The 18,996-nt window shown below is 66.8% G+C and carries 11 protein-coding genes; 4 read left to right on the forward strand and 7 right to left on the reverse strand.

Features of this window, described 5'->3' with window-relative positions; all coding sequences use genetic code 11:
- From AC1Q6V_RS16590 to AC1Q6V_RS16605, 4 genes are all read left to right on the forward strand, one after another.
- Positions 1 to 203, forward strand: a 203-nt coding sequence (locus AC1Q6V_RS16590) for a hypothetical protein (RefSeq protein ID WP_492350768.1), incomplete at its 5' end; no start/stop codon positions are given.
- 121 nt (positions 204 to 324) lie between these two features.
- Positions 325 to 684 (forward strand): hypothetical protein, encoded by a 360-nt coding sequence (locus tag AC1Q6V_RS16595; RefSeq protein ID WP_143010648.1) that lies wholly within the window; start codon positions 325 to 327, stop codon positions 682 to 684.
- 49 nt (positions 685 to 733) lie between these two features.
- Positions 734 to 10,954, forward strand: coding sequence for a Tc toxin subunit A-related protein (locus AC1Q6V_RS16600; RefSeq protein ID WP_454749260.1), 10,221 nt, complete (start codon positions 734 to 736; stop codon positions 10,952 to 10,954).
- Positions 10,955 to 10,992: 38 nt separating this feature from the next.
- Positions 10,993 to 11,310 carry a hypothetical protein gene (locus AC1Q6V_RS16605; RefSeq protein ID WP_011617180.1) on the forward strand — a complete coding sequence of 106 codons (318 nt, stop codon included), beginning with the start codon at positions 10,993 to 10,995 and terminating at the stop codon, positions 11,308 to 11,310.
- A 31-nt stretch (positions 11,311 to 11,341) separates the two neighbouring features.
- Here the strand turns inward: AC1Q6V_RS16605 and AC1Q6V_RS16610 are convergent, their stop codons facing one another.
- From AC1Q6V_RS16610 to paaC, 7 genes are all read right to left on the reverse strand, one after another.
- Positions 11,342 to 13,006, reverse strand: a complete 1,665-nt coding sequence (locus AC1Q6V_RS16610) for a cation acetate symporter (RefSeq protein ID WP_010809328.1) — start codon at positions 13,004 to 13,006, stop codon at positions 11,342 to 11,344.
- Positions 13,003 to 13,311 (reverse strand): DUF485 domain-containing protein, encoded by a 309-nt coding sequence (locus AC1Q6V_RS16615; protein ID WP_010809327.1) that lies wholly within the window; start codon positions 13,309 to 13,311, stop codon positions 13,003 to 13,005. Before AC1Q6V_RS16615 ends, AC1Q6V_RS16610 begins: the two co-directional genes overlap by 4 nt.
- Positions 13,312 to 13,466: 155 nt before the next feature.
- Entirely contained in the window at positions 13,467 to 14,816 is a 1,350-nt protein-coding gene (gene paaK, locus AC1Q6V_RS16620; protein WP_010809326.1) for a phenylacetate--CoA ligase PaaK, read from the reverse strand.
- 70 nt (positions 14,817 to 14,886) lie between these two features.
- Positions 14,887 to 16,551: a phenylacetic acid degradation protein PaaN gene (gene paaN, locus AC1Q6V_RS16625; protein WP_010809325.1), complete on the reverse strand. Its 1,665-nt coding sequence runs from the start codon at positions 16,549 to 16,551 to the stop codon at positions 14,887 to 14,889.
- A 71-nt stretch (positions 16,552 to 16,622) separates the two neighbouring features.
- A complete protein-coding gene (gene paaE / locus AC1Q6V_RS16630; protein ID WP_010809324.1) occupies positions 16,623 to 17,699 on the reverse strand; it encodes a 1,2-phenylacetyl-CoA epoxidase subunit PaaE in 1,077 nt (358 codons plus the stop codon).
- 19 nt (positions 17,700 to 17,718) lie between these two features.
- The gene (gene paaD, locus AC1Q6V_RS16635) at positions 17,719 to 18,234 is read right to left on the reverse strand and encodes a 1,2-phenylacetyl-CoA epoxidase subunit PaaD (protein WP_439669084.1); all 516 of its coding nucleotides are present in this window, start codon (positions 18,232 to 18,234) and stop codon (positions 17,719 to 17,721) included.
- 5 nt (positions 18,235 to 18,239) lie between these two features.
- Positions 18,240 to 18,995, reverse strand: coding sequence for a 1,2-phenylacetyl-CoA epoxidase subunit PaaC (gene paaC, locus AC1Q6V_RS16640; protein WP_454749261.1), 756 nt, complete (start codon positions 18,993 to 18,995; stop codon positions 18,240 to 18,242).
- Position 18,996 lies beyond the last annotated feature (1 nt).

The following is an 18,996-nucleotide window of genomic DNA, read 5'->3' on the forward strand; positions in this document are numbered from 1 at the left end:
ACTCCAAGATAACAGTGGTGGGCTTGTTGGCCCTTTTTGTTTCTAAACGGTCACGCAGATCGGCGATGAACCAAAAATTACTGGCCTTGAAGTCTTCGGCAGCGAAGGTGTTTCCTCATACGGCGACGACAAGCGAACGTCGACGCCATTGCGCCGTAGCGACATTGGCTGGCATCGATTCACGCAACAGAACAACACCATAAAAACGGAGAGCTTGAAAGGAAAATATTTGAATGTCGTGACTCGCAAAACGAGCGAGAAGCCGTAATGAAATTCCGACTATTGCTCGCATCCTAATCTATACAGATTTGTGAACGGAAATGTATGAAACCAGTTCCTCGCGAGTTCTTTATCGGCCCGATGGACTTTTTCTCCATCCTGCTGCCGGGCGCGCTGCTCACCTGGCTGCCCGAGGGGACAGGCATCGGCATAGGACCGGGCAAGACTTTCATTGGTTCTGAACCGGGCAACATCCCCAAGGCAGGCCTCGTTGATCCGTTTGCTGGACCATCAAACGAACTGCCGGACTTTAGTCTGGGTCCGGCGATAGCGGTCTGGCCTCCCCCTCCAAGCCCACTACATCAACTCAGGGCCCTTGCTGAGCGCCTTGCTGTGCCTCTGGTCGACCGCGCTTGGCAAATGCTGTGGGGCTCCGGGCCCCAAACGAATACGGCTTCGCCGTGACGTTCTGCGGAACACGCGGATCGGTGAAGTGTTATAGGGGGAATGCGTCATGCCACAAGTCATCCTCGTCCGCCTCGTGCCAATGAAGCCGACCAGCGGCGCCAGTTTCACGAGCTATCTCAACAACCTGACGATCCGTGCGTTCGACCTGTCGTTCGGCAACTCCGCCGATGGCACGCTGGTCGGGCAGGCACAGGGCGCCTGGATCCCGAATACGGGCATCAATGCGGTTGGCCCGGCATTCAATCCCGCCAACCAGCGGATCGTGCAGCACTTCTCCGTATATCCGGTGCAGGTGAACCCATTGCCCGCCCCGCCATTCCCGGACGTACGCCTTGAAGCAGTGGCGACGGCGATCATCGAGCTGAACCCGCCCGCGGCGGAGTTCAACACGACCGATCTGCGCCTCGAGATCAAGCAGGGCACGCAACTCGTTGCCTACGAGCGGCTCGACTTCAACGTGAAGGTCGAGCCCAACGCACCGATCTCCAGCAATCCGCTGACCTACATCGGTGTCGCCCCCCCCGCAGTCGTGCTGACGCTGCCGGACCCCGCGGTCGCGCTCGATCCGAATGCCGCCTTCGTTGAGCTGCCGCCCGACGGCACGCCGCCCAAGTTCGTGCCGCTGCGCAATGCGATCAACAAGGTGCTGGCGCAGGACCCGGGCGGCGGCGCCACGCTCGCCAACCGGAGCCCGCTGACCGCGGCGCAGTCGCGCCAGGTCTCGCGCGAGATCATCTGGAACCGCCAGATCGCGCCTCCGCCTGAGCGGCCGAACAACCGCCGGCTCGAGGACATGTATACGCGCCCGCCGACCGACACGTCGTGGAGCGCCGACGAGCGCGACAAGGCGGACATGGACCGGAAGCAGTATGAAGCCAGCCTGCTCGGGTATTACGCACTACAGAACGCCAACGCGGATCGCCTGGCGCAGTACGTCTTCGCCGCGTCAGCCGCGGTGTGGTCCGGACAGCAGAGCGCGAACCCCGGACGCGTTGGCCTGCGCTTCCCGGTGGAACCCGGCCCTCCGCCGGCCCCGGGCGCAACGTTCCGTCGGGCAGACGTCGTGATCGTGAACGATGGCGGGCTGGTCCTGGATTTCCAGGTTCCTGCCGAATACTTCTATGCGCTCTCGGCGGTCCTGGCGACGAACGTCACCGCCCAGGAGCGCTACCGGATGGCCACCGACGATGACGAATCGCGCATCGTTGCGTCCATCAAGGCCGCGCTTGACGCCAATATCATCGCCGCCCCGGCCACGACGCCCGAAAACGCGGCGCGCCGGCTCGCCGCAATCGGCCGGGGCCGCGTGCAGCGCGCCCCGCTCTGTCCGCTCAACGCCAACGTGAACGCGCTGGTCACGGCATGGCTGGCCCAGATGGTGCCGTCGATCGACCCGTTCTGGCAACCGAGCCCGTTCCCGGCCGCGCTGGTACCCGGGCACCTCGACCTGGTGCTCGCCGTCATCACGCAGCAGACTGCGGTCACGCCGGCATCGGCCGCGCTGATCGCCGCGATCAAGGGCATCCCGGTCGCCAACGTGGCCCAGCTCAAGGCACGCACGGTCCAGCAGTGGCACGCCTTCTTCCTCCCCGCCAACGTTGGCCTGCTTCCGGACTTCACCAACCCTGGCACGCCCGCGGAGCGGGTCGAGGCGTTCATCCGCCAGTTGCGGAAGTATTTTGAAGTGCTGTCGATCGCGCCGGCGCCGCCTGTGGGCGCGATCGCAAACGCGCTGTCGATTCCGATCGCCGCCGGCGATCCCTTCGCTGCGTTCCTCGCGGCCGCCCCCGGCTTTGCATTTCCGGTGACGAACTGGGGCGCGCCCGCCATCGTGAACGCGCTGCAGGCCGTGTTCCCCAGCGATGCGGCCGCGCAGGCGTGGCTGCTTGACGCGCTCAAGACCATCGACGAGCTGCTGCGCGCGACCACCGGTGTCGGGCCGGCGGCGCTGCAGTTCTCCTTGCTCGAAGCGCTCTACGCGCGCGGATTCACCTCGCGGGCACAAATCCAGGCGCTGTCGGCCGCCGAGTTCGAGTACGCGCTGACAGGAACGGTGGCCTATCCGTTTGCCGCGGCAATCCAGGCCGCGGCCGGCGGCGCGACGGGCGCTGCACCGCCGGCGGTTCCCGGTCCGTTCACGCCAGTCAATCCGGACGGATCGCTCATCAACTGCATCCCGCCATGGCACCTGTCGCCGCTCGGGCCGGTGACGTATCTGCAGGATCTGCTCGCGACCGGCATCGGCGCCACATGCGAGCATCCGGCGGCAACCGGCGCCACGCTCGCCGACCTGGTCGCGCCGCGCCGTGGTGCGCTCGGCAGCCTTCACGCCACCGCCGCAAACGTCCACACCACGCTGCCGCTGATCGATATCGTCAATGAGAACCTCGAGGACCTCGCCGACAACGGCGCTCCTGGCGTCGTCTATGACACCAGCGCCACGACGCTGGGCGGGCACGCGCTAAGACCCGCCGACGCGGACGACGGCACCGGGCACGCGCCGAATACCCTGTTCGCCGCGCTGCCGGAGCATTCGACGCCGGCAACGCCAGTGAAGAAGCCCGGCGCCTATGTGAAGCTCGCCGGCGATTTTTCCTCGCCGCTGCTGCCCTACTCGCAGCCGCTCGACATTTCGCGCACGTACCTGTGCGGCATGGGAACGTCGCGGTTCGCGACCATGCGCGCGTTCCGCGAAGAGATCACCGAGTTCGCGATCGACGCGAAGCAGGAGGCGGCGGACTTCCAGAAGCATCTGTGGCGGTATCCGGTGCGGATCGAGCTGGCAATCGAGTACCTGCGCCTGTCCCCGGACGAGTACCAGACGCTGTACGTCGATCCAATCGGCCCGGCCGACCTGCTCAAGATGTACGGCTTCCCGTCGGCCACGATCAACGGGGTCGACTGGAAGTCGATCGTCGTGCATGTGCCGGAGTTCCTCAGGCGCACAGGGCTGGATTACTGCGAGTTCCTCGAGCTTTGGAAAGCCAGGTTTGTCGAGTTTGAACGGCAACCGGCCGCGTCAGGGACCGCTGCCGGGCGGACCACGGGCGCCACGGGGACGACGCCGAATGCGGGATTCCCGGATTGCGAACCGTGCTGCCCGGAAGATCTCGTCATCCAGTTCGTCAATCCGCAGGCGCCTGAAGATGCGCTGCGGCGGCTGATCGTCTTCATCCGCCTGTGGCGATCGCTCAGGTGCCTGCCCGGCGCGGGCTACAGCTTTGCGGATCTGCGCGACATCAGTCTGGTGCTCGGCCTGTTCCAGGGTGCGAACGTCAACCCGGTGTTCATCCGCCAGCTGGCCGCCTTCCAGATCCTGCGAGACGACTGGCGGCTCGCGCTGGGCACCGACCCGGACGCGGCACCGGACGCAACCGGATCGGCTCGCACACGCCTGCTTGGCCTGTGGGCCGCCGCGCCCGCCGCGTCGTTCGACTGGGCCGTGGACCATCTGCTCGGGCGTATCGAGGACCGCGCCGAGCGCGAGCACGCGCCCGGCCGGCGTCCGGGCAGCCACCGCCGCCATCGTCCGCCCGAGTTCATCAAGATCCTGCGCGACAACCTCGACACGCTGTCGCTGCTGAGCGGCTTCGATCCGGTCGCGAGGCCGTGGAATGCACAACCGTCGGGCACCCTGCGCTTCACGGAAATCCTGGCCAAGGTCTATGGCTCGTGGTTCACCACCGGCGAGCTGCTGTACCTGTTCTCGGTCGACCAGCATCTCGACGGCGACGATCCCTTCTGCCAGCAGGACAAGAACGAAGCGCTCGATCAGCCGTTCGACTTCCCGGAGGAAGGGCATCCGCACGACCTGTGGTGCCTGCGGCGCAAGCTGCTGGACGTCCACGCAACGGAAGAGGAAATCGCCGCGCTGACCTGGACCGCTCTCGTCACCGCGATGCGGACCGACTTCGGGTACGAGCCTGCGCCGGGCACCGATCCGCTGCGCGAGCTTGGGGAGCATTTCTTCCCAGGAATGCTTGCTGACGCGGGATTTCCGGTCAGTCCGCAGGCGCGCCAGTATCGCTCAGCCCTCGGGGCCACCGTCGCGAGCATGTGGAACCACCCGCATCCCGGACCGTTCCAGTACGATGCCGTCGCCAAGGAATTGGCGACGTCCCTGCCGCTCCTCGACCAGGACGTGCTGTTCAAGCTCAATGCGATCGAACAGTTGACGGACGCCGAGCGCAAGGCGGTGCAACAATTGTACTTCGCCCCGCGTGCCGAGCTCGCGCGGTTCTCGTTCCTGTTCCCCAGCCTCGCCGCCGCTGAACAAGCGCTGGTCCAGGAAGCGGATGAGACCCGGCGCTGGGAATACTTCCGCTGCGCGTTCGTGGAGTTCTCACGCCGCGCGCACATCGTCGCGGAGCACCTTGCCGCACATGTGGGCTACGCCTCCGACGGCACCGACGCGGAAGCCGATCTGGCGTGGCTGATCCTCCGCCGCCTGCTCGGCGACGAGAACAAGGTAGCGTCGGCGTGGGAGCAGGATAACGGCAAGCCGCCCGCCAGCTTCTCATGGCCGTTGCCAGCGGGCGGTGCCTTTGCCGCCCTGACCGGCCTTACCGGCACCGGACTGCTCGGTGAGGTGAAAGGCGCGAGCGGGAGTTCATGGCCCGAACTGCGCGGACCGATGACGGCGTTCTCGCGGGCGGGCAACGCCTGGAATGCGCCGCTTCCCGGGGTCGTGCCGGACCTGGATTTCACGCTGCCGCCGGCGGCACTGAAGTTCGCCGTATTGCGCAACGGCCTGGCGATCCGCGAGTCAGACGGGCAGCCGCTGGCGGGCGCCGAAGGCTACACCGCACGCTGGACCGGCGTGCTCATCGTCGAGACATCGGGCACGTACACATTCTTCGCCGGCGCACCGGCACCGGACTGCGATGCGCCCGATTTCGAGGCGTGCAGCCACAACAAATGGCGCGTCAATCTGCGGCGCGGCCAGAAGACGTTCCGACTGCTGAACTACGGTTGGGCGGACGAGCCGGCGGCGGACCGTGCGTCCGGCCCGCTGCATCTGAAGCGCGGCGCCTACTTCATCGATATCGACTTCGAGGAATCGCCACCCGAGTTCGACGAGAAGCAGGAGCTGGCGTGCGCCCGCACCGGCTTCACGGTGAAGTACCAGGGCCCGGACACCGATGACTGCATTGCGGAGCTGCCGGCCGAGCGCCTGTATCGCGACGTCTCACCGGGTGAGCTGACCAGCGCGCAGGCGGCGGTGCCGTCGGCAAAGGCGTATCTGGCCCTGCAGTACACCAGCAGCCTGCGCGACATCCGCCGCACCTACCAGCGCGCATTCAAGGCGCTGCTGTTCTGCCACCGGCTGCGACTGTCGGCACGCCTGGTGGCGCGGGCAAACGTTTCCGAGGCCGAGTACATGCTGTCGTCGCCAGGCCTGTTTGCCGGCTTCACCTACGTTCCCGGCACCCCGTATACATCGCACCGCGCGTATCTGGACTTCAATTTCCTGCCAGTTGGCGACACCTACAATGGCGATCCGGAGCGCAAGCCACCGGCGCCGCTCGACCAGCGCGCGACGCCGTCGGTCAAGCGCCGGCAGGCGCTCTTCGACTGGTTCGAGCGCGTCCATGACTACACGGTGATGCGGCGGGCGGTCCAGCAACGGGCTGAGCGCCTCGCGTGGCTCTGCTTCGTCGAGGCGTCGAACCAGCAGCCCGCCGATCCCGTGCCGCTGCTGATGGACCTTGGCGTCGACATGGATCATGCCGCGCTTGTCCTCGAATTCCACGACGGCGTATCCGTCGATTGGGCCAGGCTGTCGGACGATCGCTGGGCAATCCGCGTCTGGCACGCCGCGTCGTGGGTGAGGCGGCTGCTGAAGGCGTTCGTTCCGCGCGACCTCGCCCAGGCACAGCCCGATGCCTGGGCAGCGAGCGCGCCGGCGGCAATGGCCAGCGGCAACGCGAACCTGACAAGGTTCTACCGCGACGGCATGATCGAGCGCGGCAACCCGCTGCGTTACGCCGACATCGAGCACCTCAACAACCTGCTGCGCGAGCGGGGACGCACCGCGCTGGTCGCGTATCTCACCGGAATGAACCGGGTCCCGCTTCCGTTTGTGCCAGGCGGGTTCGCGACGTCGGCGAAGGATCTCAGCGCGTTGTTGCTGGTCGACGTCGATGCTGGCATTTGCCAGAAGATCAGCCGCATTGAAGAGGCGGTTACGGCGGTGCAGTCGTTCGTGGAACGCGCACGCCTGGCGCAGGAGCCGACCTTCGTGGTGACCCCGGCGTTTGCCTCGGCATGGGACAAGCTTTTTGTGACCTTCCACATCTGGCAGGCCTGCCGCCGCCGCACGCTGTACCAGGAGAACTACGTCGAGTGGACCGAGCACGAACGCGCGCTCCAGGCCGAAGCGTTCCGCTTCCTCGAATCCGAATTGCGGCGCGCCACCTTGACTGCGCCGCAACCCGGCGGCATGGAGTACTGGCCCGGACCCTACTGGCCGGCCCATCCGTCACTGACCGCGCTGCAACATCGCGACCCGTCGCATCTGAAGCAGGTGCCGCAGCCCGAGAACCTCGGGCTGATGGGGCGGCCCGAGCGCCACGCGAGACCCAGCTGGCTGGCGCCGTCGCAGCTCCAGCTGTCTGCCGGCCCGACCCCGGGCACGACGAACAATGTCCCGGGGGCCGCTCGCGGCATGCTCGCCGCTCCGGTGCCTGCCAACGCGTCCACAGGAACACCGCCCGGCGCCGAGTCTCCGCAGCTTCCGCTCTGGCTGCAGGCGGCGGTCCGCCTCGGCACGCGGTTCCTGCGCATTGCCGCTGCCGGGGAGCCGCCCGCCACGTCGGCGTTCATGCTGCCGGAGACGTCGGGCTCGGTGTGCTGTGCCGAGTGCGGACGCGTGCATGCGCCGGTCATGGACGAGTACTACTTCTGGCTGGTGAACTCCGAGTACTACGATCCGGGTGTTCTGAATCCCGCCGATCCATCCTTGTTCCAGGACCCGGACTGGGGTGTCGTGCCGCCCGACATGACCTCGGACTGGCATCGCCGTGACCGCCTGCCGCAGCTGCTGGCCTGGCCGCCGCGGCCGATGGTGAAGCTCGCATGGTGCCGCGTGCATAACGGAGAATTCCAGACCCCGCGCATCACCGACGACGGCGCGCATGTCAATCCTGCCGGCGGCGAGCCACAGCTCGAATTCCTGGGCCGCGAGGTTGACTCCCTTCGGTTCCGGATCACGAACGCGGCAGCGCTCCCGCCGGGCCATACGGACCCGTCGCCGTGGGGCTTCCGCTACGACATTACGCCGGATACCGCCGTCGTAACGCCCGAGGTGATCGCGACGCCCCTGGCGCCGGCACCGCTCGCTCCATTGCTGCAGGCATATCCGTTCTTCGTCTATTTCACCTCCGGCGCCCCGCTTGAGCCTTCGCTCTACTCGACCGCGATGACGGTCGCCGGAACGCTGCGCGCCCACTGCCGCTTCGAGGCAGCCCTGAAATGGTACGAGCTCTACTTCGCGCCTGGCGACAAGGACCTGCGCTGGGCGACCTGCCGCACGCCGCAGCCGCCGTCGACCGGGACGATCCCCGGGACCAACGTTCCCGGTGGCTCGAACGAGCCAAATCCGAATACCCCGGCCAATCCCCCACAGCCCGCTGGCCGCGGCATTGCCGCAGCATCGACCCCGCGCGCGGCGGCGTCGACGCGCGGTCGCATGCGCACCGGCCAGGATCCGTGCTGCGACACACTGGTGAGGACGGAGCTTGCGTCCCGGCAGCGAAGCGTCGTCCTGGCGTATCTCGAGACGCTGCTTCAGCATGCGCAGGCGGCAATGTGCCGGCATTCCCCCGAGGGCTACGCCATGGCGCGGCTGCGCCTCGACACGCTCTCGAGATTCCTCGGCGAGCGGCCGCGCACGATCTTCGGCCAGGATGATGGCGCCAAAGCGCAGACGGTAACCGCGTTTATCCCGCGGTTCGCCCCGCTCAACCCGCGCCTGATGGAGATCTACGACCGCGTCGCCGACCAGCTGGACGCCCTGCACCGCTGCCTGACGAAGGCGCGGCTGGCGGGCGGCGTCCCCAATCTGGATACCTCATATTGGGGCGACAATCCGGTGCGGCGCGGATGGAAGACCGCGGCCGCGAACTGCCTTGACGACGACGGCTGCTGCTGTCCGCCCAGCCCGTACCGCTTCCCCTTCCTCATCCAGCGCGCGGTGGAGACGGCGAACGAGGTCCGCACGTTTGGCGCCGAGCTGCAGGCCGCATTCGAGAAAGGGGATGCCGAGTTCCTCGCGGCCATGCGTGCCGCGCACGAACGCCAGCTCCTCAACCTGACCGAGGAGATCCGCCGCATGGAATTCCGCGAAGCGGACTGGCAGGTGCAGGCACTGCAGAAGACCAAGCAGGGGGCGCAGGCGCGGCGGCAATATTACAGCGACCTGATCGCGAATGGGTTGATCCCGAAGGAGCAGGCCTACCAGAACCTGACCGGCGTTTCCATGACCACGCGCGCCGCCGGCAACATCGTGGAAGGTGTCGGCCAGGTCATGAACCTGATTCCGGACAATACGACCGGCGTTGCCGGGATCGCGTCCACCCCGGTGTCGGTGTTCCAGATGCCGATCGGCACCAAGCTGGCCCACGCGTTCGCCGCGGCCGCCAGGATTCTCTACACGGTTGCCGATATCAACGGCACGCAGGCCGGCCTGGCACTGACCGAGGGTGGATGGGACCGTCGCGAGGCGGACTGGATCCTCCAGGTCACGGTGCTCGATATCGAGATCCAGCAGATCGAGCGGCAGATCCTTGGCGCCGAGCGGCGCCGCGGCGTGGCGCTGCGCCAGTTGAACAACCTGGTGCAGCAGAAGCAGCAGGCGGCGGAGCTGCAGGACTTCCTGCGCGACAAGTTCACCAATCACGCGCTCTACCTGTTCCTGCAGCAGGAGACAGCGGCGCTGCACCACCAGATGTTCGAGATCGCCTGGTGCTGGGCACGCCAGGCACAACGCGCGTTCCAGCTGGAACGCGAGCTGACCACGCAGACGCAACTGCCACCGGATATCTGGGACGGTCTGCACGAAGGCCTGCTGGCCGGCGAGCGGCTGTCGACGTCGCTGCGCGCAATGGAAAAGGCGTACTACGACCAGAACCGGCGCGAGCAGGAGCTGGTGACGCGGCTGTCGCTGCGGATTGATTTTCCGCTCGCGTTCCTGCAGCTGAAGGCGACAGGCATGTGCGAGATCGAGATTCCCGAATGGCGCCTCGACCGCGAATACCCCGGACACTACCTGCGCCGCGTCAAGAGCGTCAGCCTGACCATCCCCTCTGTCGTGGGCCCTTACACGGGCGTGCACTGCAAGCTGACGCTGCTGAGCAGCGCGACCCGCATCGAGCCCACGCTGCTCGACGTCGAAGACTGCTGCCCTGGCGAATGCACCTGCGGCTGCTGCGAGCGCCGGCGCTACGAGGCGACCAGGGATGATCCGCGCATCGTGAAGCGCTATGGCGCAACCGAAGCGATCGCAACTTCCACCGGGCAGAACGACTCGGGGCTGTTCGAGCTCAATTTCCGCGACGAGCGCTACCTGCCGTTCGAATACGCCGGGGCGGTCAGCCGCTGGCGCATCGAGCTGCCCATCGAGACCAACGCGTTCGACATTGACACGGTAAGCGACCTGATCGTCCAGTTGAGCTACACCGCTCGCGAAGGCGGAGCGCTGCTGCGCAAGGCAAGCTGGGCCGCCGCGTCCTGCCTGCTGCCCGGCGCGGGGCTGCGCTTCTTTGACTGGAAGCAGGACTTCGCCGATGCGTGGCAGCGGTTCAAGGCAGCCGTGCCGGCGGCAGGAATGCCCGGCTGCACGCGTGCGCTCACGCTGCGCATGAGCCGCGGCATGTTCCCGTACCTGCCGGGCCAGCGGCCGGTGCGCATGCGCCGCGTCGAACTGTGGTTCGAGGCCCAAGGCTGCAGCGGCGCGCGCAACCATGAGATCGAGTTCGTGCCAGATCGCGACTGCGCATGCGAGGACGACGGCGAAGCGTGCTGCGACCGCTTCTTCCTGACCTGCGTGGCCAGCGAGGATTGGCCGTGCCTCTTCCATGGTGTGATCGAGTACCCGTTCCCGTACCTGAGCGACGAGCGACCGGTCGTGATCGGCGACTTCCTGTTCCCGGAAGACGCCGGTGTGGTACACCGTGCCTATCTGGTGTGCTCGTACGAGGCCGGTCCGCCGGAACGCTGCTTGCCGAAGCTGCCGGCTTGCGACGGCGACTGCATGACGGTCTGTTGAAGTAATGCCCGTGCCCGGGCCATAGCAGGAGTTGGCAAATGGAGAAGAAGCCCCCACCTGATGAAAACACGGACCTCCCACGCCGAGGGCACGGCTCCGCTGCGCGAGCGGCGAAGACTCCGCCGCCTCAGCAGAGCATGCCCGGGCATCTTATCGAGCTGAGGCCGGGCTTCTTTCTCAACCCCGACCACATTATCAGCGTGCGGGTGTTGCCGGAGGAGGAAGGCGACGTCTATGCAGTCCTGCACCTGTCGAATGGCGACAAGCAGAACCTTACCCGCGGCGAGTTCACCGCCATTACCGGGGAAGAGCCGCGCCCGCCGGCGCGGCTGCCGCAGAAACCACTGACCGAATAGCGTTGCTGCTACGCGGCCCTGCCCCCCCGGATCAATGCTGGCTCGCCCCGGCAGCCCCGATCCCGGTCATCGCACGCACGAACTGCGCACCATAGCGCTGGCGCTCGGTGCTGGCCTGGGTGGAGCGGTCCAGCACCGACGCCAGCCAGGCGCTGGCGAAGGCCAGCGTCATCGAGAACAGCGCCGGGTTGGCATACGGGAAGATCGCCTTGTCATGATGCAGGATGCCCACCCAGACCGTCGGGCCCAGCACCAGCAGCGCCACCGCTGACACCAGCCCGGCCAGGCTGCCGGCCACGGCGCCGCGCGTGGTCAGGCCTTTCCAGAACATCGACAGGAACAGCACCGGGAAGTTGACCGAGGCCGCGATCGCCAGCACCAGGCCGGACAGGAAGGCGATGTTCTGCTTCTCGAACATCACGCCCAGCACCATGGCCAGCACGCCGATCACCAGGGTGGCCGCCTTGGACACCCGGATCTCGTCCTTCTCGTTGGCCTGCCCGCGGCGGAACACGTTGGCGTACAGGTCATGCGAGACTGCGGAAGCGCCCGACAGGGCCAGGCCCGCCACCACCGCGAGGATGGTCGCGAACGCCACCGCCGAGATAAAGCCCAGGAAGAGATCGCCGCCGATCGCGTGCGACAGGTGCACCGCCACCATATTGCTGCCGCCGATGATCTTGCCGGCCGCGTCGCGGTAGGCCGGATCCGCGCCCACCATCACGATCGCACCGAAGCCCACCACCAGGATCAGCACGTAGAAGTAGCCGATGAAGCCGGTGGCGTAGAGCACGGACTTGCGCGCCTCGCGGGCGTCTGCCACCGTGAAGAAGCGCATCAGGATGTGCGGCAGGCCCGCGGTGCCGAACATCATGCCCACCCCCAGCGAGATCGCATCGATGGGATTGGACACCAGCCCGCCCGGAGACAGGATCGCCAGCCCCTTGTCATGCACCTTCGCCGCGCCGGCGAACATGGCTTCCGGGCTGAAGCCGAAGTACGCCAGCACCATCACCGCCATGAAGGTCACGCCGCCCAGCAGCAGCGCGGCCTTGATGATCTGCACCCAGGTGGTGGCCAGCATGCCGCCGAACATCACATACAGCACCATCAACAGGCCGACGATCACCACGGCGGACTCATAGCTGGTGCCGAACAGCAGCTCGATCAGCTTGCCGGCGCCGACCATCTGCGCCACCAGGTACATGATCACCACCGTCAGCGTGCCGCAGGCGGCGGTGATCCGCACCGGCTTCTGCGCCAGCCGGTATGACACCACGTCGGCAAAGGTATAGCGGCCAAGGTTGCGCAGCCGTTCGGCGACGATGAACAGGATGATCGGCCAGCCCGCCACCACGCCCAGCGCGTAGATCAGTCCGTCATAGCCCTTGTCGAACATCATCGCGGAGATGCCGAGGAAGGAGGCAGCCGAGACCATGTCGCCGGCGATGGCCAGGCCGTTCTGGAAGCCGCTCAGCCCGCCTCCGGCGGCATAGAAGTCGGATGCCGAGCGCGTGCGGCGCGCGGCCCATCGGGTAATGCCGAGCGTGAACAGCACGAACAGCAGGAACATCACGATGGCGCTCCAGTTCAGCGGCCGCGGCGCGGCATCGCCCTGGATGGCGGGGGCCGCCGCGGCGGCCATGCTGGCAAGCCCGAGCAGGGCCGCGCACAGGTAACGGTTGGCGGGTTTCATGCCCGGCACTCCTTGCGCACGCGTTCGTTGAGCGGATCCAGGTCGCGGTTGGCCCGGTACACGTAGATCCCGGTCAGCAGCACGGCCGAGACGATCACCGCCACGCCGACGGGAATGCCCACCGTCATCACACCCGCGCCGAGCGGTGTGCCGAGCGTGGCCGGCGAGAACGCCAGCAGCAGGATAAAGCCGAAGTAGATCGCCAGCATGACCAGCGTCAGCGACCAGCCCAGGCGGGTCCGCCCGTTGGTCAGCCGGATGAAATCGGGGTGGTTCTGGATGGTTTCCAGTTGTCGCGCGTCCATGGTGGTCTCCTTTGGCGCAGGGGGCACGGCGCCTCTGGGTGGGCGCCATCGTTGAGTGGTTCGTTGAGACTTGAACTCTTGCGGCGGTGTGCTCCCTCTCCCCGCATGGGGAGAGGGAGCACACATGCAATGGCTTGTCAGTTCATGCGATACGTTCAGATCGCCCCGACCGGCTGCTCGTGCGTGAACTTCGGCCGCATATCGAGCACCCGCCGTGCCTTGCCGACCGTGGTGCGCTCGATGCCGTCCGCATCCACCACCTGCACGCGCGTGGTCACGCCCACGTAGGTCTTGATCTGGTCCTTCAGCTCGCGCTCCAGCATCGCGCGGTCGTCCGCGCAGAGGGGTGCCGAACCTCCGGGCCGCGCTTCGACGCGCACTTCCAGCTTGTCCAGGTGGCCGTCGCGGGTCACCACCAGCTGGTACTGCGGCGCCAGCGCCGGCGTCTTCAGGATCAGCTCCTCGATCTGCGACGGGAACACATTGACGCCGCGGATGATCAGCATGTCGTCCGAGCGGCCGGTGATCTTGCCGATGCGGCGCATCGAACGCGAGGTGGGCGGCAGCAGGCGCGTCAGGTCGCGCGTGCGGTATCGGATCACCGGCAGCGCTTCCTTGGTGAGCGACGTGAACACCAGTTCGCCCTCTTCTCCATCCGGCAGCACCTCGCCGGTGACCGGATCGATGATCTCGGCGTAGAAGTGGTCTTCCCAGATCACCGGACCGTCCTTGCTCTCGATGCATTCGCAAGCGACACCCGGCCCCATGACTTCAGACAGGCCGTAGATGTCCACCGCGTCGATACCGGCACGTGCCTCGATTTCGGCGCGCATCGCATCCGTCCACGGCTCGGCGCCAAAGATGCCCACCTTGAGCGAGCTTTCCGACGGATCCATGCCCTGGCGCTCCATCTCCTCGATCAGGTTCAGCATGTATGACGGCGTCACCATGATGATGTTGGGCTCGAACTCGCGGATCAGCTGCACCTGTTTCTCGGTCTGTCCGCCGGACATGGGGATCACCGTGCAGCCGGCCTTCTCGGCGCCATAGTGGGCACCCAGGCCGCCCGTGAACAGGCCGTAGCCATAGCTGACATGGACCAGGTCGCCGGCGCGGCCGCCGGCGGCGCGGATCGAGCGCGCCACCACGCTGGCCCAGGTATCGATATCCTTCGCGGTATAGCCGACCACGGTCGGCTTGCCCGTGGTGCCGCTCGACGCATGCACGCGCGCCACCTTCTCGCGCGGCACCGCGAACATGCCGAAGGGATAGTTGTCGCGCAGGTCCTGCTTGGTCAGGAACGGGAACTTCGACAGGTCCGACAGCGACTGCAGGTCGTCCGGATGCACCCCGGCCGCATGGAAGGCCTTGCGGTAATGCGGCACGTTGTCGTAGGCATGGCGCACGCTCCATTTCAGCCGTTCCAGCTGCAGCGCCTGCAGTTCGTCGCGGCTGGCGCGCTCGATCGGCTCCAGCTCGTTGGGGTTGGGGATGCGTTGAACCATTGTCTACTCCATCATCGTTATGATTGCGCCGCATTTCTATTGGGGGCCGGCGCCGGGTACTGCGACTGCATCAGATATGGGAACGGCTCTGTACCACGCGGAAGCGGTTGGCGACGAAAGCCGCATCCGACAGCGAGGCATTGGCTGCCGGGTTGGCGCCGGTAGCGTGGAAGTCGCTGAACGCGGCCGACTGGTTGACGAACACGCCCCCGGTCAGGTTCAGCGACAGGGCCACGCCCGCGTCCTCGGCGGCTTCGCGGATGCCCTCGGCCATGCCGGCATCGGTGGTGTAGGCCGACAACGTCAGTGCGCCATGTTCCTTCGCGCCGCGGTGCGCCAGCGCGATGCTGTGCGCGGTGTTGTCGGTGGCGACGATGAACGAGATCGGGCCGAACAATTCCTGCATGATCTTGTCCTCGTCGCTGGCGTCCACCTTGAGCACCAGCGGCGTGCGGATGCGCGCGCCGGGGAACTCCGGGTGCTCCAGCACGCGGCTGTCGGCGACGATCTCGCCCAGTGCGCGCGACGATTCGATGCGCTGAACCACCCCGTCGTTCTGGATCGCGCCGAGCAGCTCCACCGCCTTGGCCGCATCGCTGGTGAGCCTGACCACGCCCTCCCCGATCGCCGCGGCCACCTGGTCGAAGCTGAGGTGCCCTTCCGGCGTGTCGATGCCGCCCTTCGGCACATAGATGTTCTGCGGTGCCGTGCACATCTGGCCCGAGTACAGCGCCAGCGAGAACGCGATATTGCGCACCATGCCCTTGAAGTCGCTGGTGGAGTGGATCACGATCTGGTTGACGCCGGCCTTCTCGGTATAGACCTGGGCCTGGTGCGCGTTGCGCTCCAGCCAGTTGCCATTGGCGCTGCTGCCGGTGAAGTCGATCAGGCGCACTTCCGGGCGCAGCGCCAGCGTGGACGCCATGCGCTCGGTCGGGTCGTTGGCCACCAGCGTGACCAGGTTGGGGTCGAAGCCGGCTTCCTGCAGCACCTCGCGCGCCACCTCGACGGTGATCGCCAGCGGCAGGATCGCGCCCGGGTGCGGCTTGACCACCACCGCGTTGCCGGTCGCCAGGCTGGCGAACAGGCCGGGATAGCCGTTCCAGGTCGGGAAGGTGCAGCAGCCAATCACCAGGCCCACGCCGCGCGGCACCACGCTGTAGCGCTTCTCCATGCGCAGCGGCTCGTTCTTGCCCTGCGGCTTCTCCCAGATGGCCTGCTTCGGAATGCGGCGCATCTCGTCCCAGGCGTAGGCCACCGCTTCCAGCCCGCGGTCCTGCGCGTGCGGGCCGCCGGCCTGGAAGGCCATCATGAAGGCCTGGCCGGTGGTGTGCATTACCGCGTAGGCAATCTCGAAGCTGCGGCGGTTCAGGCGCTGCAGGATTTCCAGCGACACGCCGACCCAGGCTTCCGGCCCGGCCTTGCGCCAGGCCGGCATGCCTTCGGCCATGCCGGCAAAGAGCTGGTCGAGGTCGGGCTTCGGATAGGTGATGCCCAGTTCCGCGCCGTAGGGCGAGACTTCCTTGCCGGCCTGGCCGACGGTGCCCGGCTGCGACAGCGCGAACGGGCGGTTCAGGCGGGCCTCGAAGGCAGCCTTGCCGTCGGCGTTGGCGGTTTCGCCGTAGACCCTGGGGCTCGGCATTTCGCTGAACGGGCTCCAGTAGCCGCGCTCGGCAATGGCTTGGGTGGCTTGTTCCAGCAGCGCCTGGTGGCGTTCAAAAAACGGATGGGACACGGCTTGCTCCGGGGGCAGAATGGTTTGCGTATGGTTCGGGATGGCGGCAAGGGATTGCCGCGGGAAGCGCTTCAGGTTTCCTGGTCGAAGTCGATCACCAGCCTGTCGCTGACGGCGTAGCTCTGGCAGCTGAGGATGAAGCCGCGCGCGACTTCGTAGTCCTCCAGCGCAAAGTTGACGTCCATGTCGACCTCGCCTTCGATGCGCTTGCAGCGGCAGGTCGAGCAGACCCCGCCCTTGCATGAGTAAGGCAGCTCGATGCCTTGCGCCAGCGCGGCATCCAGCACCGTCTCCTTGTTCTTCTCCAGCGTGAAGGAGCGCGTGCGGCCGTCCTGGATCACCGTGACCTCGCACTGCTGCTGCCCCACCTGCTTGTGCGCATGCGCCGCCGGGCGGGCCGCGGGAATGCTGGTGGCAAACAGCTCGCGCTTGATGCGGGCCTTGTCCACGCCGTTGTCGAGCAGGGCCTGCGACACCTCTTCCATCATCGAGTGCGGGCCGCAGATAAAGGCGATGTCGATGTCCTGCGGCTTGACCCAGTGCTTGAGCAAGGCATTGACCTTCTCGCCGTCGATGCGGCCGTTGAACAGGTCGATATCCAGCTGCTCGCGGCTGAGCACGAACACCAGGTTGAAGCGCTGCAGGTAGGTGTCCTTCAGGTCTTCCAGCTCTTCCTTGAACAGCACCGAAGACGAGGCGCGGTTGCCGTAGAACAGCGTGAAGCGGCTCTGGGGCTCGGCCTCCAGCGTAGTCTTGATGATCGACAGCATCGGCGTGATGCCGCTGCCGGCGGCGAAGGCCACGTAGTGCCTCGCCTGCGTGGCAGACAGCGGCACGTGGAAGTGGCCGGATGGCGGCATCACTTCCAGCTTCATGCCGGGCTGCAGTTGTTCGTTGGCCCAGTTGGAGAACAGGCCGCCGTCGACGCGCTTGATCGCGACGCGCAGCTGCGCGTCCTGCACCGCCGAGCAGATCGAGTACGAGCGGCGCACGTCCTCGCCGCCGATGCCGGTGCGCAGCGTCAGGTGCTGGCCCTGGATGTAGCGGTAGGTGTCGGCCAGTTCATCCGGCACGGCAAAGGTCACGGCCACGGCATCGCGGGTTTCGCGGGTGACCGAGGCCACGGTCAGTTCATGGAATTTGCTCATCTCACTACCCCGGTCAGGCTCAGTGCGCCTTGAAGTAATCGAACGGTTCCTTGCAGTCGCCGCAGCGGTACAGGGCCTTGCAGGCGGTCGAGCCGAACTGGCTCACCAGCCGCGTGTGCCGCGAGCCGCAGTGCGGGCACGCCACCACCAGCGCCGGCGCCGCCTTGCGGCTGATGCCGCTGATGTCGATCACCTGCTGGGCCGGCGGCGCAATGCCGTAGCCGCCCAGGCTGGCCTTGCCGCGCGGCGTCATCCAGTCGGTGGTCCAGGCCGGCGCCAGCTGCGTGCGCACGCGCACGCTGGCAATGCCCTGCGCAGCCAGCGTGCGCTCGATCTCCTCCCGGATCACGGTCATGGCCGGGCAGCCGGAGTACGTCGGGGTGATGGTGACGACGCAGGCGTCGTCCTCCCATGCCACGTCGCGCACAATGCCGAGATCCACCACCGAGATCACCGGGATCTCGGGATCGGGCACCGTATCGAGCCAGGTCCAGACCTGCCCGAGCGCCGGGCGTGCGATCGCTTGCGCAGTCATGGCGTTCACCAGCTGGCGCCCGGATAGGCGCGCTGCAGGAACTGCATTTCGGCCAGCAGGTAGCCGAGGTGTTCGGTATGGCGGCCGTGGCGGCCGCCGCTCTGCGACCACGTGCCCGCAGGCAGCTGCAGCGTGGCTTCTTCCAGCACCGCGGCCACGTGGCGCTGCCACGGTTCGGCCAGTGATGCGGGATCCGGCACCAGGCCGGCCTGCACCAGCGCGGCGTCGCCCGCGTCGGACTCGAACAGCTCATCGCTGAACATCCACAGGTCGTTGAAGGCATCCTGCATGCGGCGGTGGCTCTCTTCGCTGCCGTCGCCCAGGCGCACCACCAGGTCGGCGCTGCGGCGCACGTGGTAGGTCACTTCCTTGAGCGACTTGGCGGCGATCTCGGCGATGCGGGCATCGGTCGAGCGCTGCAGCCCGTCGAGCAGGAAGTAGTGCCAGGTGTCGAACAGGAACTGCCGCGCCAGCGTATCGGCATAGCTGCCGTTGGGCTGCTCCACCAGCAGCGGGTTGCGGAACTGGTGCGCGTCGCGCAGGTAGGCCAGCTGGTCGGCGCTGCGGCCGGCGCCCTCCACTTCCGCGGCGTAGCCCAGCCACAGCCGGGTCTGGCCGATCAGGTCGAGCGCGACATTGGTCAGCGCGATGTCCTCTTCCAGCGCCGGGCCGCGGCCGCACCATTCCGACAAGCGCTGGCCAAGGACCAGCGTGGCGTCGCCGAGGCGCAGCAGGTATTCGAGCTTGTGGTTGTCCATCATG

The organism is Cupriavidus sp. GW823-FHT07B10 (assembly GCF_058794355.1).